Below are 22,483 nucleotides of genomic sequence, written 5' to 3' on the forward strand. Positions count from 1 at the left end.
AGTTGAGAAACACCTTAATCTGTGGGCTCTGTCGTATCTTTGTCACCCCCCATTGCTGTAGGGGCTACGCTACCCTGTTATTGTTATTGTCACAAGGCTACCAGGCTAAATTTCACCCCTTGACTTTGACTGACGTCAGGCAGCCCTGTAGAATTAGCCCGCTCAGGGGAATTGAGTCTGGAGTGATTGGGAAGGACATGAGTCCATCGGCGTCGTCATATCCCGAGTTGGATTTGCACCGCTTCACTACCGACGAGGCTATAGTGAAGCTGGAGCAGTTCCTGTATGAAACTTATTGCGCTGGTGTGCCTGTTGTCCGGATAGTTCATGGTAAGGGGACCGGGGCTTTAAGGAGCAAGATTCGAGCGTGGTTGCCAAAACAGAGCTTGGTCAGATCCTTCCGATCAGGCTGGTCGTGGGAGGGCGGTGACGGTGTTACCATCGTGGAGATGGGAGACTAGCTATACCAGCTGATCAGATCACCTGGCATTTAGGGCAGAAATAGGCACCCCGCCCGCGTAAAGAGATCCGCTCGATTGGAGTGTCACAGTTGTAACATCGTTCCCCGCGGCGGTGGGCGACTTTGAAAAAGAGGTGGGCAAATCCCGGCTCGCCGTTGGGCTGTTGATAGGTGTTGACGCTGGCGCCGCAGCGAGCGATGGCTTCAATCAATACGTGGCCAATAGCCCTGTACAGGCGCTCGTTTTCCCCCGTAGATATATCCTTCGCTTTCTTCAGCGGATGGATCCGGGCTTCGAAGAGGGCTTCGTCGGCATACATGTTGCCGATCCCGGCGATGACAGTCTGGTCGCAGAGTAAAACCTTTATAGGGGTATTATGTTGTGACAGGGCTTTGCGCAGAGCCCATGTAGTGAAGCGGCGGTCCAGGGGCTCGGGACCGAGCGTGCCAGTGACTTCCTTTTCGTCTGCCACCAGCCACATGGCCCCGAACTTACGCTGGTCGAGGAAGTGAAGGTCAGTGTCATTGTCCAGGTGCAATATGACCCGGGTATGGGATTCAGGGGTGGCAGGAGAGGGCTGAAGCAGCAGGCAGCCGGTCATTTTGAGATGCAGGATCAACTTGTTGTCATTGGTCAGGTCAAAGAGCAGATATTTCCCTCTGCGGCGAATATCCTTTACCGTCTGGCCGGTGAGCCGTTGGCGAAACTTTTCGGGCGATGGCTGGCGGACCAGATCCGGCCAGAGCAGGGTGATATTGTTAAAACGACGACCCACTACATCGGGAATAAGGGCATTCTTTATGGTCTCTACTTCTGGTAGTTCAGGCATCTTTCTCTAACATCCTTCTTTAGGCTATTTCCCCAGTTCCAGTCGCTGGAAGATCTGATCTATGTGCTTCAGGTAGTAGTCATAATCGAAGAGTGACTCCAGCTCCGCCGCTGGTAGGTGGATGATGACGTCAGCGTCATTCTTGAGAAGCTGCAGAAAATCACATCTTTCCTTCCAGGCCTTCATGGCATTGCGCTGCACCAGTTCGTAGGCCTTCTGGCGGGTCAGTCCTTTTTCAATGAGAGCCAGCAGCAGTCGCTGAGAGAAGATCAGCCCACCGGTGAGATCGAGGTTCTCTTTCATGCGTTGAGGATAGACCTGAAGGCCGCTCATGATTTTGATAAAGAGGCTCAGGATGTAGTCCAGCGCCAGGCAGGAGTCGGGCAGGATGATGCGCTCGGTGGAGGAGTGGCTGATGTCGCGCTCATGCCACAGGGGGATGTTCTCCATTGAGATGAGGGCATAGCCCCGCAGGAGTCGGGCCAGGCCGCAGATGCGCTCGCAAAGCTCTGGATTGCGCTTATGCGGCATGGCGGAGCTGCCTGTTTGCCCGGGTTCGAAGGGCTCCTCTGCCTCAAGAACTTCGGTCTTTTGAAGTGCCCGGATTTCGGTGGCGAATTTCTCCAGGGAGCCGGCGATTATGGCCAGAGTGGTGACAAACTGAGCGTGGCGGTCCCGTTGGAGAACCTGACTGGAGACGGGAGCCGGCTCAAGTCCCAGTTTGATGCAGGCTATCTGTTCCACCTCTGGCCGCACTGTGGCATAGGTGCCTACGGCTCCGGAGATTTTGCCCACCCCGATAACCTCTCTGGCTTCAGCCAGGCGGTGAGCATTCCGCTTCATCTCTTCCACCCAGATCGCCAGTTTGAGCCCGAAGGTGATGGGCTCCGCATGGACGCCGTGGGTGCGCCCTATCATGATGGTATGTTTGTGTTCAATGGCCCTTCTTCGCAGGACAGTCGTGAGTTCGGCGATATCCTGCGACAGGATGTCGGCAGCCTCCAGCAACTGGAGGCTGAGGGCGGTGTCCATGATATCGGAGGAGGTGAGCCCCAGATGGATAAAACGGCTTTCCTCACCGAGGCTCTCGGCCACTGTGTTGAGGAAGGCCGTCACATCGTGATGGGTCACCTTGAGGGTTTCATCGAAGCGCTTCTGGTCGAAGCGGACCTTCTTTATCTTTGGTATCTCTTCTTTGGGGATAACTCCCAGCTCTGCCCAAGCCTCGCAGACGGCGATCTCTATCTGAAGCCATTTATGGAATTTGCTCTCGTCTGACCAGACCTTTTTCATCGCCGGTCTGGAATACCGCTCAATCATCTCTCACTCCCGTTCTGATTGCAGTCAGAGTCAAAATAGATTTCCGGATCAACTCCCTTGCGCCAACTTTCTCCGATATGCTGCATAGGCTTCCCTTATCCCGTCGTGCTTCAGCCCCAGTATCTGGGCGGCGAAGAGAGCGGCGTTCTTGGCTCCGGCGGAACCGATGGCTACGCAGGCTACGGGAACTCCGCCCGGCATCTGAATGATGGAAAGCAGGCTATCGACGCCCTTCAGGTCGCTGGTGGGCAGAGGGACGCCGATAACAGGAAGGGTAGTCCAACTGGCGAGCACGCCGGGGAGATGGGCGGCTGCCCCGGCGCCGGCAATGATGACCTCCAGCCCTCTCTCCTGGGCCTTGAGACCGTATTCGCGGGTCTTCTCAGGTGTGCGGTGGGCGGAGATGACCCGAACCTCGTAGGGAATCCCCAGTTCCTCCAGCATGTCCAATGTTGGCTTCATTAGAGGTTCGTCAGACCGGCTGCCCATTACCACCCCGACGATAGGCATGGCTTGTTTAGGATTTGTCATTTCTAACCTCACCTGCTCATATACTTAATAAGTCCAGGAGGCCTTCAAAAGGCTCAACTCTCTCCTTGATGGTGAGGTAGGATTCCTCACCCCGCAGCACGCGGCAGCAAGCCCCCCAGAGGCGGTCGCTTCGCTCCACGAGACCGAAATACAACCAGGGGGACCAGGTGAAGAGCCGTGTGAAGGCCCGGGCGGCTTTCAACTCGGGCATTATCTCTCTGTTCACCGCATCCTCATAGTCTCTCAGATTCGTGGCATCAGTCTGCAAACATCGGCTGATAGCCGGGGCGGCAATTTGAGCGCTCTTGATGGCATGATAGAGACCCTCACCGGTCAGTGGGTCCACCAGGCCGGCGGCATCCCCGAGCAACAGGACTCTTTTCGACTGGATCGCCATTCCCTTCTTGCGCACCGGCAGATAGTGGCTCCTTAACCTGGTGACCGATTGATTTTCCAGATCGTATGACTTCAACACTGCCTGGTATCCAGGCCTGAGTCTTTTCACTTGGCGGAGCGGGCCTCCTGCCCCCACTGATAGATGATCCTTCTTGGGGAAGACCCAACCATACCCACCCCGAATGTACCCCAGGTGCAATCCCACCAGAGAGTCCCATTGTAGCAATTTTTCAGCTGGAACTGAAATCTCTGCTTCCATGCCAATGCCAAAGTCTATATTCTGCATCAGGCCGGCACCGGCAGCAACCACGCTCCTTGCGCCATCTGCGCCAGCGAGAACCTGTGCCGTAAAGGTATGGTTCGTGGTTGTGACCTTGGCTCCCTGACTGTTTGCCTCTATCTGGCAGACCTTTTCATTTTCCATTATCACCGCCCCTGCCTCCCTGGCTCTCTGGACGAGGAGGTGATCGAAGTCACTGCGCATCACCATGTAAATCAGGGGTTTGTCATACCATTTGGTGAAGGCTCTGCTATTCTTGTAAACTACCCTGGCCCCGTGCACTGTATCCCGCACTACCGGACTGAAGTCGAAGCCAAGCAGCTTGGCTGTCTTGACGGTGATCCCTCCGGCGCAGGGTTTATATCGAGGCAGGCTCTCTTTCTCCAGGATGAGCACGTCTATCCCCTTCCTGGCCAGCTCGTAGCCCAGGGTGGACCCGGCTGGTCCTGCGCCGATGATAACGACGTCATAGGAGTGGTTGAAGGAATGTGCCATGCGCAGGATCCTCTAGTTCTCCAGCTCTGTCGCTAAGTTCGGGAGTCTGCCGGACTGCAAAGCGTTCAACGTGAAGCTGCTCTTCTCAGGCGGTCCATTATAGCGACCCCCATTCCCTTTTCTTCCACTTTCTCTATTATTATCTCGTCCACGCCCAGTTCATCCAGTTCGCGCATTATGGCGAACATCTGTCTGGCGTATGCCTTGAGCTCCTGTGGCATCAACCTCACGACTACTCTGTTATTCTGAGGGGAAGGTGCGTGGTGGGCGACTACTCCTACCTTGTTCCCTTTCCTGGTGCGTTGCTCAACCAACCGCGTCATTGCTTCCGGGTTGGCCTCTTCCACCAGAGTGACTCGTGCCCTGGGACTGTAGTGTCGATAACTGGTGCCTGGAGAGCGTCCTGGAGTCTTTTCCCCCGTACCCATAATCACTTCGCCAATGAGGGGCTCCAATTCCTCCGGCGTTATTGCCCCGGGCCTCAGTATGACCGGAGGCCGACGTGAGATGTCCAGCACGGTAGATTCCAACCCTACCTCGACGGGGCCGCCGTCAAGAATCAGATCGATCTTCCCGTCCAGGTCCTGTAAAACATGTCTGCCGGTAGTGGTGCTGGGGCGCCCCGACAGGTTGGCGCTGGGGGCGGCAATGGGATGGCCGAGGGCTCTGATCAGAGCGAGAGCGATATTGTTCCTCGGCATCCTGACGGCTACCGTGTCCTGCCCGCCCGTCACAGGGGCGGGCACCCTGCCGGACTTCTTGAAGATCAGTGTTAAGGGCCCGGGCCAGTATCGCTTCATCAGCGGAATTGACCCGGGTAAAACGTCATCCGTGAGGACACCCAGATCTTCCAATGCGGCGACATGGACTATTATGGGGTTGTCCAGAGGTCTTCCTTTGGCGACGAATATTTTTTTCACTGCCTCGGGATTCAGGGCGTCTGCTCCCAGCCCGTAGACTGTTTCGGTGGGAAAGGCCACCAGCCCTCCCCTCCTTAATACCTCGGCTGCTCTGCTGATAACCTCATTATCAGGGGCTGCGGGGTTGATCTCTATCATCAGGGTTTGGTGATTCATTTGGCACTCTCGAGAGGAGCGCTGGGGATGGCGTTGAGATCAAGACCGGACACTTCTCCGTATTTCAACCTGGCAGCGCCGGCGGCAGCTACCATAGCTGCATTGTCCGTACACAGGTCAAGCTGTGGGAAGAAAACCCGGAGACCTTCACGGCGGCAGGCGTCTGAGAACGATTCCCTCAGTCGTCTGTTGATGGATACCCCTCCGGTAACACTGACGGCAGGTACCCCTTTGTACCGGGCGGCCTGGAGGGTCTTGGACACCAGAACATCTACGACGGCTTCCTGAAAACTGGCGGCAATGTCCGGCAGGGGGAGTGTTTCCCTGCCCTTATCTTTAAACATATTGACCACGGCGGTCTTTAAGCCGCTGAAGCTGAAATCGAAGGATCGGCTGCGCCCCAACGGCCTGGGAAGGGCGAAGGCCGATTTGTTTCCCTGAACTGAGAGCTTCTCTATGACAGGTCCACCGGGGAAACTGAGCCCGAGGAATTTGGCGACCTTGTCGAAGGCCTCACCGGCGGCGTCATCCAGTGTGTTGCCCATCACCTCATATTGGCACACATCATTGACATAAACAAGCATGGTGTGACCCCCGGAGACGGTCAGGCAAACATGTGGCAGCGGCATCTCCGGGTGGCTCAGGATGTTGGCAAAGATATGCCCTTCGATGTGATGTATGCCTACCAGTGGTACCTTGAGGGCATAGGCCAGGGATTTGGCGGCTGACACCCCTACAATGAGGGAACCGATCAGGCCATGCCTTGAAGTGACAGCGATGGCCTCTATTTCTGGGAGCGTTTTCCCGGCTGAATCGATGGCTTCCCTGGTGACATAGCCTATGGCCTCCACATGTTTTCTGGAGGCCACCTCCGGGACCACACCGCCGAATCTGGCATGCAGGTCTATCTGTGAGGCGATGACATTGGAAAGGATAGTGCCATCGGCGACCAGAGCCGCCGATGTCTCGTCACAGGATGTTTCAATACCTAGAATCAACATGTTAATCTGTACCACTCAAGACGCAGGAGATTTACTTCATGGTTCCTGTTGCCGTTTGAGCAGCAATGCCTGGGCTAGAGATTCCTTTAAGTATAAGGGCACCAGAGAGGGAGCATCATCGGTATTACCTCTTTCGAAGCGGGGCAGAGACAGCCAGGCGAACACGCACCCGCTCGGGGAATCTGATGGACTGCCGAAGTTTGCCAGAGAGCCCAGTTCCCTGGCTATGATCTGGCGATACAGGTGCGCTGGCTTACCCAGGAAGAGGGTGGGTTCCTTGATGGTCTTGGTTAGTTCTTTTATGCTGCCCACATAATACTCGCCTTTTCTGGCAAGGGTTTCCCCCATGGAACGGTAGAAAGCGGCATAAATATTCTCTTTGCCGGCATCGATAAGCGGACATAGAAGGCCGGGTGCACTTCTGGCTTGATATGCCAGGGCCTCCAGGGATGATATGCCGCAGACAGGTCTATTGGCTGCATAAGCCAGGGTCTTGGCTACCGTTATCCCTACTCTCAGCCCGGTCCATGACCCGGGTCCTATGCCTACCGCCAGCCCATCGACCTCTGCCAGAGTGAGCCCGCCGCGTTTCAGCACCAGGTCGATATTAAGGATTATCCTCTGAAGCGAGTTGTCCCTGGCCTCCCAGGAGAGGTCTGCCAGCACCCGATCGCCATCGATCAAGCCGACGGTGTTGGAGGGACTTGAAGTATCAAACCCCAGTATTCTCATAGGTTGCCCAGTTCATCAAGCAGTTTGCCAAAGCCCTCGCCAAAGGCGGTGAGCACTATCTCGCGCTTTTTGGGAGAAAGGACGGAGAACTCCACCGCCAGGTGATTATCAGGGAGGAGCGGAAGTATTTTATCTGCCCACTCTATTATGGCCACCCCTGATGCTGCCCTGCTCAAATAGTCCAATATTCCCACGTCAAGACCCATGGCCGCATTTTCCAGCCGGTACAGGTCCAGGTGGAACACAGGGAGCCTGCCTTCATATTCATTGACGAAAGCGAACGTGGGGCTGTTCACACACCGTTTGGGAATGCCGAGTCCGGCGCACAGGCCTTTCGTAAAACACGTCTTCCCGCAGCCGAGTTCCCCTATCAGGGCGATGATGCTGCCGGTGCTAATCTTTTTACCTATTCTCCTGCCTAGCTCCTGTGTGGCCGAAGGGCTGCTTGTCAGACACAGGCGTTTCCTCATCTTGATCCTGGAATTTCTCTTGAGCGTTGTTCCGGACACTGTTGACTGTTCCTCTGAACGAAAATAAGTCTCTGGGAGTACTTAGCCTTGATATTCTGCAACTAGATTATCATGCCGCCTCCCTGGCGGCGATGTCTCTTCGGTAGTGGCAGCCTTCGAAATGGATGCGTGGTATGTTGGCATAGACCCTGGCTCGCGCATCGGTCAATGTCTTGCCCTTGGCTACCACTGTCAGCACCCTGCCTCCGTTGGTGACCGCACCCTCTTTGACAGTTGTTCCGGCATGAAAGACAAGGATATCCCTGTCCAGCTTATCCAGTCCCGTGATGGGGAAACCGGTCTTATATTTTCCCGGATAACCCCCCGAAGCCATCACCACTCCAACGCAGGCCTCGTTGCTCCATTCGATCTTTATCTTGTTCAGCTTCCTCTCAATTACAGCCAGCATTATATCCACCAGGTCAGTATCGAGTCGGGGAATTATGGCTTGAGTCTCCGGATCACCGAACCTGGCGTTGAACTCCAGCACCTTGATGCCATCCGGGGTGACCATCAGCCCGGCGTAGAGGACGCCTTTGTAAGGCATACCTTCGCTGGCCATGGCTTGCACCGCTGGCTCCAGAACAGTGCGCTGTGCCTCTTCGACTTGAGATTGATCGAAGAAGCCGGTTGGGCTGTAGCTTCCCATACCACCGGTGTTCGGCCCCTGGTCATAATCGAATACCCTCTTATAGTCGCAGGCGGGAACAAGAGGACAGACAGTCTTGCCATCGGTAAAGGCGAGCAGGCTTACCTCTTTGCCACTGAGGCATTCCTCAATGATGACCCTGTCGCCGGCATTGCCCAGGGACTTCCTTTCCATGACGTCGGACAATGCCTCCAGGGCTTGTTTCTTTGAAGTGGCTACGACGACCCCCTTGCCTGCTGCCAAGCCATCTGCTTTTATGACCAGGGGGGCTGGCTGAGATTGGACGTAGTCCCTGGCCTCTGAATATGACGAGAAGATCATGCCCTGAGCGCAGGGTATGCCATATTTCTGCATCAGGTTTTTGGAGAATACCTTGCTGGATTCGATCTGTGCTGCAGCCTTTGTGGGACCGAAGACAGGCAGGCGGAGCTTCTGAAACAGATCAACAACGCCTGAGGCTAGAGGGGCTTCAGGTCCTACCACGGTCAGGTCAATTTGATACTTTTGCGCTGCTTTGGCCAGGGCTTCGATATCCCCGGCAGGGATATCCACATTTTCGGCAATTGCCGCAGTTCCGGCGTTCCCCGGAGCAACATAAATCTTACCCGCCTTTGGGCTTTGTTTGAGCTTCCACACCAGGGCATGCTCCCGAGCGCCATTCCCGATGACCATTACGTTCACAGTTCTACCTCCAGGAGTTCACCAGCCTTTGTCTTTGATATGCGAATACTTAAAAGCTCTGTAAAGAGCATTTCTATAGCAGTGTCGCCGTCTGGATACGTGGCGAATCCCATGGCTCCCAGGCTTCGGTTCATCGCTAGCGTTGAAGGGTATTTGCGTGATATCGGCCGCAGAATATTATAGATGCCGCTTCATTGACACCTGATAGTGGACGCCAATGGGAAAGCCCTACCCCTCTTTTAATCTTGAAGTCATGACGAGATCTGCCTGTTTCGTGATGTCTTCATATGGCGAGATAATTCGGGATCAGAGGCCTTCCTTCTTGAACTTGGCTGCCTGAGTAGAATCGAGCTTCTGGATCAGCTTGGTGAGCTCGGCAAAGTGCTCCTTCTCGTCGTCGCGGATGTGCTCCAGGATATGCCTGGCCTCTTCGTTATCCAGCGTATCAATATGGTCCTGGTATTGATTGATGGCCTGCAGTTCGCCTATAAGGTCCTCTCGGAGCATTTCCAGGTCTATTTCCTTTTCATCGAACTCGCCCATTTCCTCGTCACAGCAATGCATCGCTCTTCCTCCTTCTCATTCCCATTCAATTGTGGCTGGCGGCTTGGATGATATATCATACACCACCCGGTTTACACTGGGGACTTCGTTAACAATACGGTTGGAGATCTGCGCCAGCAGCTCCGGGGGAAGGTGGGCCCAGTCAGCGGTCATGGCATCTTCGCTGGTCACTGCTCTAATGGCGACCAGATAGCCGTAGGTTCTATGGTCGCCCATTACCCCGACGCTCCTGATGTTAGTGAGCACGGCAAAGCTCTGCCATAGCTGGCGGTAAAGGTTGGCCTTCTTGATTTCATTCATGACAATCCAATCGGCTGCTCTCAGCACCTCCAGCCGCTCCCGGGTAACCTCACCGATAATGCGCACTGACAACCCCGGACCCGGGAAGGGTTGTCGCCAGATGACATCTTCAGGCAGGCCCAGTGCCAGTCCCACCTTTCTTACCTCGTCTTTAAAGAGGTAGCGCAGGGGTTCAAGCAGCTTGAGGGCCATCTTGGCAGGCAGTCCCCCCACATTGTGATGGGACTTTATTCTGGCTGAAGCCTTCAGATCAGGAGTGGTGCTCTCAATGACATCAGGGTAAAGGGTTCCCTGGGCCAGGAAGTCCACCTTGCCTATCTTGGTGGCTTCCTCCTCGAAGACACGGATGAATTCCTCCCCCACTACATGGCGCTTTTGTTCAGGATCGGTCACCCCCTTCAGATGCTCCAGGAATCTATCTGTGGCATCCACATAAACGATGTTCATCTTCAGGTTCTTTCGAAAGGCGTTGATAGTCCGCTCCGCCTCTTCCCTGCGCAACAGGCCATTGTTGACAAAGATGCAGGTCAACTGGTCGCCTACTGCGTGGTGAATCAGGGTGGCGGCAACGGCGGAATCAACTCCTCCGGAGAGAGCGCAGATGACTTTCCCTGTGCCTACCTGTTGGGTGATCTTTTCGATACTTTCGGTGATGAAGCTCCTTGCTGTCCAGTTGCCCTGGCAGCCACAGACATTGTAGAGGAAGTTCTTCAAGACGGTTTTCCCATCTGGTGTATGGGCTACCTCGGGGTGAAATTGCAAACCAAAGAACCCCTGATCGTTGCCCATGATAGCAACAGGACAGTTGTCCGTGTAGGCGAGGGCAGTGAAGCCAGGTGGCATCTCCACGACCTGGTCGCCATGGCTCATCCATACCGGCATTGAGAAGGGTAGATAAGCGAGGAGGGGTGAATCTGCGCCCTGGTGCATGGTGGCGTGTCCATATTCCCGCTTTGTCTGCTGAACTACCTTCCCTCCCAGTTGCTGAGCCATAGCCTGCATGCCGTAGCAGATGCCCAGCACCGGCACCCCGCTCTCATAGACGTAGGATGGAGCCAGGGGCCCCCCTGGCTCATAGACACTCGCCGGGCCGCCGGAGAGGATGAAACCTTTGGGGTTCAGATGGGCGATGTTCTTCCAGGGTGTGTCATAGGGCACGATCTCGCAGTATACCTGGCACTCGCGGACGCGACGGGCAATGAGCATGCTGTACTGGGAACCGAAATCGAAGATGACCACAGCCTCGCGTTCGCCACCAGGGGCCGGGGCTTTCTGGGGGATGGGCTGTTCCCCCCCCTTCTTCTTGGCTATTTCGAGGTAGGTGGATACCTCAACATCGTCACTGGTAGCTACTCTATGGTCGACTGACATGTCTTTAGACCCGGGGATTTCTGAAGGGCTTCTCGAAGATCCTGCAGTGGTCACTTCGCTAGATTATACTAGGAGTACCTTGTCACCACAACCATCGTGGTCGGGATTGTTTAGTAACTGGGGAGTGCAGAGGGGCAGGGGCCCCTTTACTGGGGGCTTGGGGGTGTCCCCCACCTTCAAAAGTCCCCCAATAATGGGGGATATAGGGGGTTGAAAGATTTAATAAACAACCTCTCATAGTCTCTTCCATTTTGGTTTGCCGCAGCGTCTGGCCTGAAGTATACTGCTGTATTGTTTCCTTTAGTCTGGTTCGGCCGGCACAGGCCGGTCATCATCCATGAAAGAGAAAAACAATCCTCCGGTTGATGCTGAGAAGCAACCCCCCGCGGGACCTCCTGTAAGCGTGGCGGCCGAATCCGAAGGTTTTCATAATCTGAAAGGCTCGCAGGTATTCGTCACCCTGGGCGGGGTAATGCTGGCCATGTTTTTGAGCAGCCTGGACTCGACCATAGTGAGCACGGCCATGCCCCGCATCATAGCCGACCTGAAAGGCTTTGAACACTATACGTGGGTGAGCACAGCCTACCTGTTGACTTACACCGCGGTGATGCCCATTGTGGGCCGGCTCACGGACATGTACGGCCGGAAATGGTTCTACATCATAGGGATCATCATCTTCCTTCTGGGCTCGGCCCTCTGCGGCCTCAGCCATAGCATGACCCATCTGATCATCTGCCGCGGCTTTCAGGGGATTGGCGCCGGTGTCATGATGGCCAATGCTGCTATTGTTATTGGTGACCTGTTCCCCCCAAGTGAGCGCGGCAAGTACCAGGGATTAACTATGGCCGTCTTTGGGCTCGCAGCCATTGTCGGCCCCCTCCTGGGTGGCTTCATCACAGACCGTTTTTCCTGGCACTGGATCTTCTATATCAACCTTCCCCTGGGTATTCCAGTGATCGTTGCGTTCATCCGATTCTTCCCTAATATCCAGCCGGTGCGAGTTAAACATCAGCTTGACTACCTGGGGATGGCAGCGCTGGTACTCTGTGTTGCCCCACTTATCCTGGGGCTGTCCTGGGCGGGAGTGGAGTATGGATGGGTCTCGCCGCAGATTATTGGAATGCTGGCTATGTCAGCGGTGATGGTCGTCGTCTTTATAGTGGTAGAGTCCCGTGCTGCAGAACCCATCATGCCCCTGGGCGTGTTCCGCAACCGGGTGGTCAGCGTGTCGGTCATTGCCAGCTTTTGCATCGGCATGGGGCTGTTTGGCACGATCTTCCTTGTCCCCCTCTTCTTCCAGGGTGTCCTGGGCCAGTCGGCAACAAACAGTGGCATTATTCTAATGCCGATGATGCTGGGCTGGGTTGTAGCCAGCACCATATCGGGCCAGGCCCTCTCGCGTCTTGGGGGGCATTATCGCGTTCAAGCCCTCGTCGGGTTGGCCGTCATGGCGGTGGGGATGTTTCTGCTCTCTCGCATGACGGCAGATAGCAGCAGTGGCCAAGCCGTATTTGACATCGTCGTCATGGGCTTGGGGCTGGGCATTGCTCTGCCCTTATTAGTGATCGCGGTGCAGAACGCTGTGCCTTACCGCATCATGGGGGCTGCCACGGCTTCGGTGCAGTTCTTTCGATCTATTGGGCAGACTGTTGGTCTGGCCATCTTCGGCTCCATCATGGCCAGCCACTTCGCCTCCAATGTGGTACGGCTGACACAGAGTGATATTAAGGGAGTAATTGGCCCTGATGCACTTACTCGGTTGACCAGTCACCCTGAGGCTCTGATGGACTCCAACGCCATGACACAGCTTCGAGATATGTTCGGCCAGCAGGGTGCTGATATGGCCGAACGATTCGTACACGTGCTTAAAGAGTCCCTGGCAATGGCAATCAGCGATGTCTTTGTCGTTGGCACAGCAGCGCTGGCCGTAGCCTTTGCGGTGACGCTGTTTCTAAAAGAGGTTCCGCTGAGGCGTTCTCACAAGCCCGAGGAGCTGGGCTGAGGCTGTTTCCATGAATCCTTCACTCAGGCGATTATAGATACCCAATGAAAGTACTGTGTTTTCAGCCGCACAATGATGACTGCGCCATCGCTATTGGCGGCATAATGCAGAAAGTTTTGAAGCATGCAGGGGAGGTAACCTATGTTTACATTACCGACGGCCGCCATGGCAGCGATGTTATAACGCCCCAGGAATTGGTTGAAGTGAGAAGGGCAGAGGCGGGGGAGGAGAGGAGCTTGCTTGGTATTCAGCACTGCTTCGAACTGGGCGTGGAGGATGGATCAGTTGGCAGGTTACGTGGCGTGCGCCTGGAGTCCTTGAAGCAGGAGGTAGCGTCGATTCTTGCTGATAGCAAAGCCGATCTGATCTTTGTGCCGACAAAAAGCGATATGCATCCCGATCACAGGGCAACCCATGACCTGGTTCTGGAAGTGGTGGAGAGGATGCAGCCCAGTCCCATGGTGGCCAGGTATTTCGTGTGGCTATTCCCTGACTTTTACAGCAAGTTACCGGATGTTGCCGATCGGGTTCTTATGGTTGGCATCGACCATGAGATGGCTGCTAAGATGGCCGCCATCAGGGTGCACCAGTCGCAGGTCACCAGGGGTGCCTTTGATTCAATGGTGCAGATGCTCAATGCCTACCTCGCCTATGCCTTTAGAGCACCTGCCACCATAGGCTCTCGCTATGTAGAAATAGTGGGCTTGTTCGGCTCCAGTAAATATCCCCGTGTGACTGGGGAGCTTCTCCAGGTTCTCGATCCCTGTGCCGACATCACCAACATCCTGCATGGCAGGCCTTCTCAAGATATCAGGGCTCAGCTTCAGTGACATCCCCTGATTTTTGTATCGACAGGATTTGTTGCCATGAGATGGACTATAATGTATTTTCATGGCGTTTGGACGACTTCATGGTCGACGTTTTGGGAGTAACTATGAAGAACCATGAAGGCAAACTGGGGAAGAATTGGAAAGACAATAGTGAAAAGGTTTGACATCATTGACCACACTGCGGATACCGGCATTGTGGCCTACGGGACGGATCTGAAGGAAGCCTTTGCCAATGCAGCCTATGCCATGTTTTCACTGATAGCCGACCTGGAGTGTGTAAAGGAGGAGACCTGCCGGACGATAGCGGTGGAGGCCACGGATCGTGAAAGCCTGGTGGTAGCATGGCTGAATGAGCTCCTTTACCTGTTTGATGTAGAGAGGATTGTCTTCAAAAGGTTCGATATTACGGAACTGGCTGACACCAGTCTCAAGGCCGGGGGCTATGGTGAGGAGATAGATGCATCGCGCCATGGCTTAGGGGTGGGGGTGAAGGCGGCCACCTATCATATGCTCAGAGTGACGAAGGGCAGTGGTTACTACAGTATTCGGGTGATTTTTGACGTGTAGAAGGTGAAGGCTATGGCACGCTGGGATGGACCGTTAAACAGGATCGACGACTACCGCTGGGAGATTCCGAAGAACTACAAACCGGGGATGCGGGTCCCCGGGCTGATCTATGCCAGCGAAGAGATGCTGGAAAGCATTCGGGAGGAGCAGGCTGCGGAGCAGGTGGTCAATGTGGCTTTCCTGCCTGGTATTGTGGGGCACTCACTGGCAATGCCTGACATCCACTGGGGCTATGGCTTCCCTATCGGCGGTGTGGCGGCTACCAGGGTGGAGGATGGGGTGGTCTCCCCCGGCGGCGTTGGATATGACATCAACTGTGGGGTGAGGCTCTTGCGCACCAACCTGAGTGAATCAGAGGTACGGCCCAAGATGGAGAAACTGCTTTTGGAGCTTTTTCATGACATCCCTTCGGGGCTTGGCTCCACAGGCAAAGTAAAGGTCGGCAAGAAGGAACTGGATGAAATTTTGACCGGGGGCGCTCGCTGGGCGGTGAAGCGGGGATTCGGTACGCAGGAAGACCTGGAGGTGAGTGAAGAAGGGGGCTGTCTCAAGGGTGCAGATCCGGACAAGGTCAGCAGCAAGGCCAAGGAGCGTGGTTTGCCTCAATCAGGGACTCTCGGCTCTGGAAACCATTTCCTCGAAGTCCAGGTGGTGGGCGAGATATATGAGCCAGCTACGGCTCGCGGCATGGGTATTGAGGAAGCAGGGCAGGTTCTGTTTCTGGTGCATACAGGAAGCCGTGGGCTTGGGCATCAGGTCTGCGGTGATTACGTGAGCATTCTGCGGGAAGCGATGCAAAGGTATGACATTGACGTTCCCGATCGAGAGCTGGCCTGTGCTCCGGTGAAGTCGGCCGAGGGACGGGATTATCTGGCAGCTATGGCATGTGCTGCCAATTATGCCTGGGCTAACCGGCAGTGCATTACTCACTGGGCCAGAGAGTGTTTTATGAAGGTATTTAGCAAAAGCCCGCGGCAGATCGGACTGGAGATGGTCTATGACGTGGCACATAATATCGCCAAGATCGAAAGCTATGAGGTGGAGGGGAAGAAGCTCAGCCTCTGTGTACATCGCAAAGGGGCTACCAGGGCTTTCCCACCCGGCCACCTTGGCATTCCTGCCAGGTATAAAGAGATAGGACAGCCGGTGCTTATTCCCGGGGATATGGGCCGCTACTCCTTTGTGGCTGTAGGAGCTCCGGGTGCGATAAAAGACTCCTTTGGCTCTGTCTGCCATGGTGCGGGGAGGACAATGAGCCGCCATGCTGCCAGGAAGGGTGTGCGGGATGCGGATGTGGCTAGAGAGATGGCTGCAAGAGGGATTCTGGTCATGGCAGCGAGCAGGGGGGGGTTGGCAGAGGAAGCCTCAGAAGCATATAAGGATGTAGCCGGGGTGGTAGAAATATGCCACCGGGCGGGGCTATGCCGAAAAGTGGCCAAAACGTACCCTATAGGAGTGGTTAAGGGCTAGCCCTCTATCCTGAAAGCAGATAATACCTGAGCCTGCACTGCCAGGAGTCACGTTTCTCAGGCAATGCGACTATTCGAGTGGCCTGGAGGCTTGGTCACTCGCAGAGGCACTGAGCCTCTTTTGTCCTCCAATGAGTTAAGGGAACAGTCTTTAGCTACAGAGTGGCTGTTTCTTCAGGCTACTGTCGATTGCTCTGACGAACCTTGGTGTAGCACTCGTTGCAATAGACTGGTCTCTCTGATCGAGGTTGGAAGGGCACCTGGGTTTCCTTCCCACACTGGGCGCATACTGCGGGAAACATCTGCCTGGGCCCGCCGTAATTGCCATCTCCCTGACGCTGCGATTTCCTTGCCTGACGGCAGGTTGGGCAACGCTTCGGTTCGTTGGTGTACCCCTTCGATTCGTAGAACTCCTGTTCGGATGCGGTGAAGGAGAAGTTAGCGCTGCATTCCGCACACTGAAGTTGCTTGTCTACGTAACCCATTAGATGGCCTCCTCTTGAATAGTATCCCGGCTAGAGTTCGGTCATCCAATGCCGTTAGTGAATCCTGAAAGATATTCGACATAAGCCTGATAACCTGAACTTCAACCTTGGTTGGGAATATACAGCAAAAGGGTAACCGTTTGCAACTGGTGGTTTGGATGGTAGGATAGGCTACTCAGGCCCTGATTGAAATGTTGATTTTCTCGGGAAAGCAGGATATAAACATTCCTTATATTTGAACCAACTGTTGGTTCCGTTTATGGTTTCAGCAGAGGGGAGTTATTGACACATGCTGGAGTTGATATTATGGGTGATTGGGATAACGAGCTTCACCCTTTTCGGGTCCTGGTATGCCAGGAAATTTGAGAGGCCCGATGCACTTATAGCCCTTTATGTAGTATTCGTTGCTGTCAGCCAGATCACTGCTGCCAAGATAGCCCAGTATGACCTCGGATTCATCACTGTTGAAGCCCCCGCTGCGGTACTGGTTTACTCTGTCACCTATCTCTTTACTGATATTGTGAATGAGAGGTTTGGCCGCAAGGAAGTCCATAAGATGATCATCATCGCCTTTGTCACCCAGGTAGCCATGGTCTTCTTCCTCTGGCTGGCCACCAGGTTGGCACCAGCACCTTTCTGGGATAAACAGCAGGACTGGGAGGCGATAGTAAGCCTGATCCCCCGGATCACCATGGCATCGTGGGTGGCTTTCCTGGTGAGCGAGAATCTTGACGCCTGGATATACGACGTATTCAGAAAGATGACCAAAGGCAAGCATCTCTGGATGCGGAATGCCTTCAGCTCAATCCCTGCCCTGACGGTGGATACGTTTCTCTTTATTACTTTGGCCTTCGCCGGAACAATGCCCCTCTTGGTTTTGATAAAGGGGCAACTCCTTACCAAGTGGCTGGTCGGTCTGATAAATATACCGTTTATGTATCTCAACAGGTGGCTGATCTTCGGGCCTTCCCGACGGGATGCTCCTCGGTGAGGGGTGCGCTGGCTGTCTGGCCGTGGGGTGGCGAGTTTGGATATTATCCACAGTTTCCCTTACAATTATAGTTTAATGTATTTTTTGGCGGTCATGTTCCGATCTCGTCCATCATCCCAGTGCAAACTGATAGAGTGATTGTTGTAGGTGTAGTTAAGAATGGGTATATTGATCACCGATACCACGCTTCGTGATGCGCACCAGTCGCTGATAGCTACGCGAATGCGCACCAGGGATATGCTTCCCATAGCCGAGAAGCTCGATAAGGTGGGCTTCTTCTCCCTCGAGGTATGGGGCGGGGCTACATTTGATTCCTGCATCAGGTTCCTGAATGAAGACCCCTGGGAGCGCCTGAGAGCGTTACGGGCAGCGATAAAGAATACACGCCTGCAGATGCTGCTTCGGGGGCAGAACCTTGTTGGCTACCGCCATTACCCTGATGATGTGGTACGGGAGTTCGTTCGCCTCTCAGTGAAAAATGGCATTGATGTCTTCCGCGTATTTGATGCCCTCAACGACATAAGGAATCTGGAATTTGCCATAAAAGTGGCGAAAGAGTATAAGGCGCATGTTCAGGGCACTATCTGCTATACCATCAGCCCGGTGCACACTGTGAAAGGCTTTGCCGATATGGCAGAAAAGCTGGAGCACCTGGGTTGTGACTCCATCTGCATAAAGGATATGGCCGGGCTGATTGCGCCGGCGGCGTCTGGCGAGCTGGTCAGGGCCATCAAGACCCGAGTGAAGGTTCCTGTTGACCTCCACTCGCACTGCTCCAGTGGGATGGCGCCTCTGAGTTACCATGCTGCGGCCCTGGCCGGTGTTGATATTTTGGATACTGCTTTCTCCGCTTTCGGCTGGGGAACGTCTCAACCAACCACCGAAAGTGTGGTCGCTGCTCTCAAAGATACTCCTTATGACACCGGGTTGGACCTCGGTTTACTCTACGATATAGGTGAGTATTTCGCTGCCGTAGGCGCAAAGTACAAGGCTTTGTTTACCGGTGAGGCAACTCGTCCCAATCTCAACGTCCTCCTCCATCAAATACCGGGAGGAATGCTTTCCAGCCTGGTGAGCCAGCTCAGTGAGCAGAACGCTCTGGACAGATTCGATGATGTCCTGAAAGAGGTTCCGCATGTGCGGGCCGATCTTGGTTACCCCCCGCTGGTAACCCCCACAAGCCAACTGGTGGGGATACAGGCGGTATTGAATGTGCTGGCAGGTCGGCGCTACAGTAAAGTGACTCAGGAGGTCAAGAATTATCTCCTCGGCCAATATGGCAGACCGCCAGGTAAGGTGAATGCTGAGGTGAGGAAAGCGGTCACAGGTGATGAGAAGCCCATCAGTGTTCGCCCTGCCGACCTCCTGGAGCCTGAGTTGGAGAAGTTGCAGCAGGAGGGGCGCAAGCTGGGTATCCTCAGGCAGGAGGAGGATCTGGTTACCTATGCCCTCTATCCTCAGGTAGCGGTCAAGTTCCTGCGCGGTGAACTAAGTGAGGAGACGTTGCTGACTGTGCCTGCGCGAAGCAAGGTTCCGAACGTTCTGGACATTCCTTCGGAGTTCAGTGTGGAGGTGGATGGCGAGACCTTCACCGTCAGGATAACCCCTGTGCTCAATGGTAATGGTGGGGTACGGGTGGGGAAGGCAGAACCATCACAAAGACCGTCTCGGGATGCTGTGATCTGCCCAATGCCTGGGATGATAGTCGCCGTGAAGGTCAAGGTCGGGGATAAGGTGAGAGAGGGTGATGTGGTAGCGGTGCTTGAAGCCATGAAAATGCAGAATGAGATACATTGCCCTCACAGCGGGGTGGTGAAGCAGGTTATGGTTCATGATGGTGATCTGGTGAAATTCAACGCTGTTCTGATGGTAGTGGAGAGGGATGGGAAATAAGGTTCTGGTAGCCAATCGTGGTGAGATAGCCATTCGTGTGATGCGCGCTTGCCGCGAGTTGGGTATCAGGTCGGTTGCCGTGTACTCTGCAGCGGACAGCGAGGCACTCTTTGCCAAGTATGCCGACGAGGCGTATCCCTTAGGTGCAGCTCCGGCGACGCAGAGCTACCTCAATATTGAGAAGATCATTGAAGTGGCCAAACAATGTGGTGCTGATGCCATTCACCCTGGCTATGGATTCCTGGCTGAGAACCCTCGCTTTGCCGCTGCCTGTGAGAGGGAGGGGATAAAGTTCATTGGGCCGTCGAGTAAGGTGATTGAACTTATGGGCGATAAGGTGGCGGCGCGGCGGGAGATGCGAAGGGCTGGTATACCTGTAGTGCCGGGTATTGATGAGAACATCTCTGACCCTGACGAGGCGGGAGCGGCAGCAAAGGAGCTTGGCTACCCCATATTAGTCAAGCCGTCTGGTGGTGGAGGCGGAATCGGGATGATTATTGCCAATAACGAAGAAGAGCTTCATGGAGCGCTGGAATCAGCCCGGAGGATTGCCGCCAATACGTTCGGTATAGCCAGCGTTTACATGGAGAGATACATACCGCATGCCCGTCACATAGAGGTTCAGATATTGGGAGACTCCCAGGGCAATATCATACATCTGGGTGAAAGAGAGTGCTCGATACAGCGGCGGCATCAGAAGCTGATCGAAGAATCCCCTTCACCGGCGCTGACCCCTCAACTGCGTCGAAAGATGACTGCGACGGCGGTGAAAGCCGCCAGGTGGGTCAACTATGAGGGTGCCGGAACTATCGAGTTCATTTTCTCTAATGGGAAGTACTACTTCCTGGAGGCCAATACCAGAATTCAGGTGGAGCACGCTGTGACCGAGATGGTGACTGGCATTGATATTGTGAAAGAGCAGGTTAAGATAGGGTTGGGATCACCCCTGAGCATCAACCAGAAGGATGTTCGTGCCAATGGGTGGGCTATAGAGTGCCGTATCAATGCTGAGGACCCCTTCAACAACTTCGCCCCGACTCCGAGTAAGCTGAGGGGATACCGCTCTCCTGGTGGCATCGGAGTCCGTGTGGACAGCGGAGTCCATACCGGCTATGAGATACCTCCTTTTTACGATCCGATGATATCGAAGCTGATCGTGTGGGGCAGGACCCGCGAGGAAGCTATTCTCAGAATGCGGCGGGCGCTCTATGAGTACATTATCGTCGGCCCGAAAACGAACATACCCTTCCATAAAGCAGTGATGGAGAACCCACGTTTTGTAAAGGGCGAATTGGAGACGCGTTTCATTGATCTGGAGACTGACCTGATTGACGATATGAAGAAGATTGCGGATCGCGAGCGGCCTCTGGTCGAAAAGCTATCCCAGGTATTTGACGAGAGGAAGAAGGCGGCGGTGGCCGGCGCCCTGGCCGTCGTGACGCAGATGATCCAAAATTCTATTGAGAAGCAGCGGCAGTAATCCCCGGGTGTTGCATCCCTCCAGTATGCAAGCTCCTCCGTACCTCATGGCATTGTCACGAAAATACCGAAAATTTTCATCCTCATTGGTGCCGATAGCAATCGACATGGGAGATTCCCAATGTCATTCCCGCGCAAGCGGGAATCCAGGACCCACTCCGCTGTGGGTGATATGTTACCATGACATTTATGCGGCTTGTCACCCTGAGCGAAGGCGAAGGGTCTCCTCACACTGTAGGGATAGGTCTTTAGACCTGTCCGTTACTTTTGCAGGAAGTTGACGTAGTCCACTGGCACTGAGTATGCTTGTTATCGTTTGATCGTGGCATTGCAGCTAATAGCGAATCGAAGGAGGTAGCCACAAGTGCAGTACAAGAACATCGTCCTGGAGAAAGAAAAACATGTTGTCACCCTGATGTTCAATCGCCCTGAGAAAATGAACACCATTTCGATGGAGATGAGGGAAGAGATAGTCGAGGCGTTCAATGAGGTGAATGCGGATGATGATGCCCGCGTGTTCGTTCTCACCGGTGCCGGAGAGCGCGCCTTCTGTGCTGGTGTCGATGTCGGGGTGATGTCGGCCCGCATTGCTGGGCAGGTGGAGGAGACGAACCGCCGTAAGCTCACCCAGCGAATAGGGTGGCACATACCGCGGTTGAGGGAGATGCGAACGCCGACCATAGCGGCTGTCAATGGTGTGGCTGCAGGCATGGGCGTATCTTTCATAACGGCGTGCGACATCAGGATAGCCTCGGACAAATCCCGGTTTACCTGTGCCTGGGTGAACAGAGGGTTGGTTCCTGACGGCGGGGTGACCTATCTTCTGCCTCAGATAGTGGGCATAGAGAAGGCCCTGGAGCTCTTCTATACCGGGGACATTATTGATGCCCCGGAAGCCCTGCGAATTGGCCTGGTGGGCCGTGTTGTTCCTCAGGCTGATCTGATGAAGGTGGTCAAAGAGCTGGCTGAAAGGATAGCTGCCGGGCCGCCCATTGCCCATGAAATGGCGAAGTACGGAGTGTATAGAGGACTGGAGAGTGACATTAAAGGTACCCTCGACTTTGAAAGCTATGCCGTGAAGGTGTGTACGGCCACCGAAGATTTCAAAGAGGGAGTGAAGTCCTTCGTCGAGAAGCGAAAGCCTGAGTTCAAAGGACGCTAGCCAGAGTACTGCGCTGGATATTCATTAAGAGTGGCGGGATGTATTCCCGCCACTCTTTGTTATTTTCAGCTAACCAGCTAACCAAGGATTAGAACTACTCCGGTTTGCCTGAGTAGGAGTCTTCCAGGGCACGTTGAAAGATCAAGCCCTTTGTATCCAAGTTGAGGTTGGGGTTGATATAATGTCGCAGAGGATTCTGACTCGGTGGTGGCCAGGGAAGGCGAAGGAGGAATTATGCGGGACTACGTCAAACAGTGCATGACAGACTACCTGGAATCGGGCTGGAGAAATGCTATGCGGTACGAACGAGACAAGAAGGCTGTGCGACGTGGGACAAAAGCCTTGCTCGAACTGACTACTGAAAAGGGGTGTGGAGCCTGGGTCTCTGGCAAAGAGATCAGGGCTCGGGC

The 22,483-nt window shown here is 54.5% G+C and carries 21 protein-coding genes; 9 read left to right on the plus strand and 12 right to left on the minus strand.

Features of this window, described 5'->3' with window-relative positions; genetic code table 11:
- The first annotated feature begins 182 nt into the window (after positions 1–182).
- The gene (locus NTZ04_05835; protein MCX5991831.1) at positions 183–461 is read left to right on the plus strand and encodes a Smr/MutS family protein; all 279 of its coding nucleotides are present in this window, start codon (positions 183–185) and stop codon (positions 459–461) included.
- Between the two features lie 13 nt (positions 462–474).
- On the opposite strand, the gene mutM is transcribed toward NTZ04_05835, so the two are convergent.
- The 11 genes from mutM to guaA all read right to left on the minus strand — a co-directional run bounded on the left by mutM (position 475) and on the right by guaA (position 11,195).
- Entirely contained in the window at positions 475–1,290 is an 816-nt protein-coding gene (mutM, locus tag NTZ04_05840) for a bifunctional DNA-formamidopyrimidine glycosylase/DNA-(apurinic or apyrimidinic site) lyase (GenBank protein ID MCX5991832.1), read from the minus strand.
- 24 nt (positions 1,291–1,314) lie between these two features.
- Positions 1,315–2,610 (minus strand): adenylosuccinate lyase, encoded by a 1,296-nt coding sequence (gene purB / locus NTZ04_05845; GenBank protein MCX5991833.1) that lies wholly within the window; start codon positions 2,608–2,610, stop codon positions 1,315–1,317.
- A 48-nt stretch (positions 2,611–2,658) separates the two neighbouring features.
- Complete coding sequence (purE, locus tag NTZ04_05850) at positions 2,659–3,120, minus strand: 5-(carboxyamino)imidazole ribonucleotide mutase (GenBank protein MCX5991834.1); 462 nt, start codon at positions 3,118–3,120, stop codon at positions 2,659–2,661.
- A gap of 37 nt (positions 3,121–3,157) precedes the next feature.
- Entirely contained in the window at positions 3,158–4,312 is a 1,155-nt protein-coding gene (locus tag NTZ04_05855; GenBank protein ID MCX5991835.1) for a geranylgeranyl reductase family protein, read from the minus strand.
- 65 nt (positions 4,313–4,377) lie between these two features.
- Positions 4,378–5,388, minus strand: a complete 1,011-nt coding sequence (locus tag NTZ04_05860; protein MCX5991836.1) for an L-threonylcarbamoyladenylate synthase — start codon at positions 5,386–5,388, stop codon at positions 4,378–4,380.
- The gene (gene tsaD / locus NTZ04_05865; protein ID MCX5991837.1) at positions 5,385–6,395 is read right to left on the minus strand and encodes a tRNA (adenosine(37)-N6)-threonylcarbamoyltransferase complex transferase subunit TsaD; all 1,011 of its coding nucleotides are present in this window, start codon (positions 6,393–6,395) and stop codon (positions 5,385–5,387) included. The genes NTZ04_05860 and tsaD overlap by 4 nt, the downstream gene beginning before the upstream one ends.
- Positions 6,396–6,425: 30 nt before the next feature.
- Positions 6,426–7,121: a tRNA (adenosine(37)-N6)-threonylcarbamoyltransferase complex dimerization subunit type 1 TsaB gene (tsaB, locus tag NTZ04_05870; protein ID MCX5991838.1), complete on the minus strand. Its 696-nt coding sequence runs from the start codon at positions 7,119–7,121 to the stop codon at positions 6,426–6,428.
- Positions 7,118–7,630 (minus strand): tRNA (adenosine(37)-N6)-threonylcarbamoyltransferase complex ATPase subunit type 1 TsaE, encoded by a 513-nt coding sequence (gene tsaE, locus NTZ04_05875; protein MCX5991839.1) that lies wholly within the window; start codon positions 7,628–7,630, stop codon positions 7,118–7,120. The genes tsaB and tsaE overlap by 4 nt, the downstream gene beginning before the upstream one ends.
- A 70-nt stretch (positions 7,631–7,700) precedes the next feature.
- Complete coding sequence (gene purD, locus NTZ04_05880; GenBank protein MCX5991840.1) at positions 7,701–8,960, minus strand: phosphoribosylamine--glycine ligase; 1,260 nt, start codon at positions 8,958–8,960, stop codon at positions 7,701–7,703.
- A 306-nt stretch (positions 8,961–9,266) separates the two neighbouring features.
- A complete protein-coding gene (locus NTZ04_05885; GenBank protein MCX5991841.1) occupies positions 9,267–9,524 on the minus strand; it encodes a demethoxyubiquinone hydroxylase family protein in 258 nt (85 codons plus the stop codon).
- 15 nt (positions 9,525–9,539) lie between these two features.
- Complete coding sequence (guaA, locus tag NTZ04_05890; protein ID MCX5991842.1) at positions 9,540–11,195, minus strand: glutamine-hydrolyzing GMP synthase; 1,656 nt, start codon at positions 11,193–11,195, stop codon at positions 9,540–9,542.
- A gap of 337 nt (positions 11,196–11,532) precedes the next feature.
- Between guaA and NTZ04_05895 the strand changes: the two genes are divergently transcribed.
- The 4 genes from NTZ04_05895 to NTZ04_05910 all read left to right on the plus strand — a co-directional run bounded on the left by NTZ04_05895 (position 11,533) and on the right by NTZ04_05910 (position 16,064).
- On the plus strand, positions 11,533–13,197 hold the full coding sequence (locus NTZ04_05895; protein MCX5991843.1) for an MDR family MFS transporter: 1,665 nt from the start codon (positions 11,533–11,535) through the stop codon (positions 13,195–13,197).
- Positions 13,198–13,241: 44 nt separating this feature from the next.
- A complete protein-coding gene (locus NTZ04_05900) occupies positions 13,242–14,027 on the plus strand; it encodes a PIG-L family deacetylase (protein MCX5991844.1) in 786 nt (261 codons plus the stop codon).
- Positions 14,028–14,141: 114 nt separating this feature from the next.
- Positions 14,142–14,594, plus strand: coding sequence for an archease (locus NTZ04_05905; protein ID MCX5991845.1), 453 nt, complete (start codon positions 14,142–14,144; stop codon positions 14,592–14,594).
- A gap of 12 nt (positions 14,595–14,606) precedes the next feature.
- A complete protein-coding gene (locus tag NTZ04_05910; GenBank protein ID MCX5991846.1) occupies positions 14,607–16,064 on the plus strand; it encodes an RtcB family protein in 1,458 nt (485 codons plus the stop codon).
- Between the two features lie 178 nt (positions 16,065–16,242).
- On the opposite strand, the gene NTZ04_05915 is transcribed toward NTZ04_05910, so the two are convergent.
- On the minus strand, positions 16,243–16,548 hold the full coding sequence (locus NTZ04_05915) for a zinc-ribbon domain containing protein (GenBank protein ID MCX5991847.1): 306 nt from the start codon (positions 16,546–16,548) through the stop codon (positions 16,243–16,245).
- Between the two features lie 289 nt (positions 16,549–16,837).
- Between NTZ04_05915 and NTZ04_05920 the strand changes: the two genes are divergently transcribed.
- The 4 genes from NTZ04_05920 to NTZ04_05935 all read left to right on the plus strand — a co-directional run bounded on the left by NTZ04_05920 (position 16,838) and on the right by NTZ04_05935 (position 22,073).
- Complete coding sequence (locus NTZ04_05920; GenBank protein ID MCX5991848.1) at positions 16,838–17,539, plus strand: queuosine precursor transporter; 702 nt, start codon at positions 16,838–16,840, stop codon at positions 17,537–17,539.
- 159 nt (positions 17,540–17,698) lie between these two features.
- Positions 17,699–19,432: a sodium-extruding oxaloacetate decarboxylase subunit alpha gene (gene oadA, locus NTZ04_05925; GenBank protein ID MCX5991849.1), complete on the plus strand. Its 1,734-nt coding sequence runs from the start codon at positions 17,699–17,701 to the stop codon at positions 19,430–19,432.
- Complete coding sequence (locus NTZ04_05930; GenBank protein ID MCX5991850.1) at positions 19,422–20,912, plus strand: acetyl-CoA carboxylase biotin carboxylase subunit; 1,491 nt, start codon at positions 19,422–19,424, stop codon at positions 20,910–20,912. Before oadA ends, NTZ04_05930 begins: the two co-directional genes overlap by 11 nt.
- Before the next feature lie 363 nt (positions 20,913–21,275).
- A complete protein-coding gene (locus tag NTZ04_05935; protein MCX5991851.1) occupies positions 21,276–22,073 on the plus strand; it encodes an enoyl-CoA hydratase-related protein in 798 nt (265 codons plus the stop codon).
- Positions 22,074–22,483 lie beyond the last annotated feature (410 nt).

This window comes from Chloroflexota bacterium (assembly GCA_026389585.1).
Lineage (GTDB): Bacteria > Chloroflexota > Dehalococcoidia > UBA2247 > RBG-13-53-26 > JAPLHP01.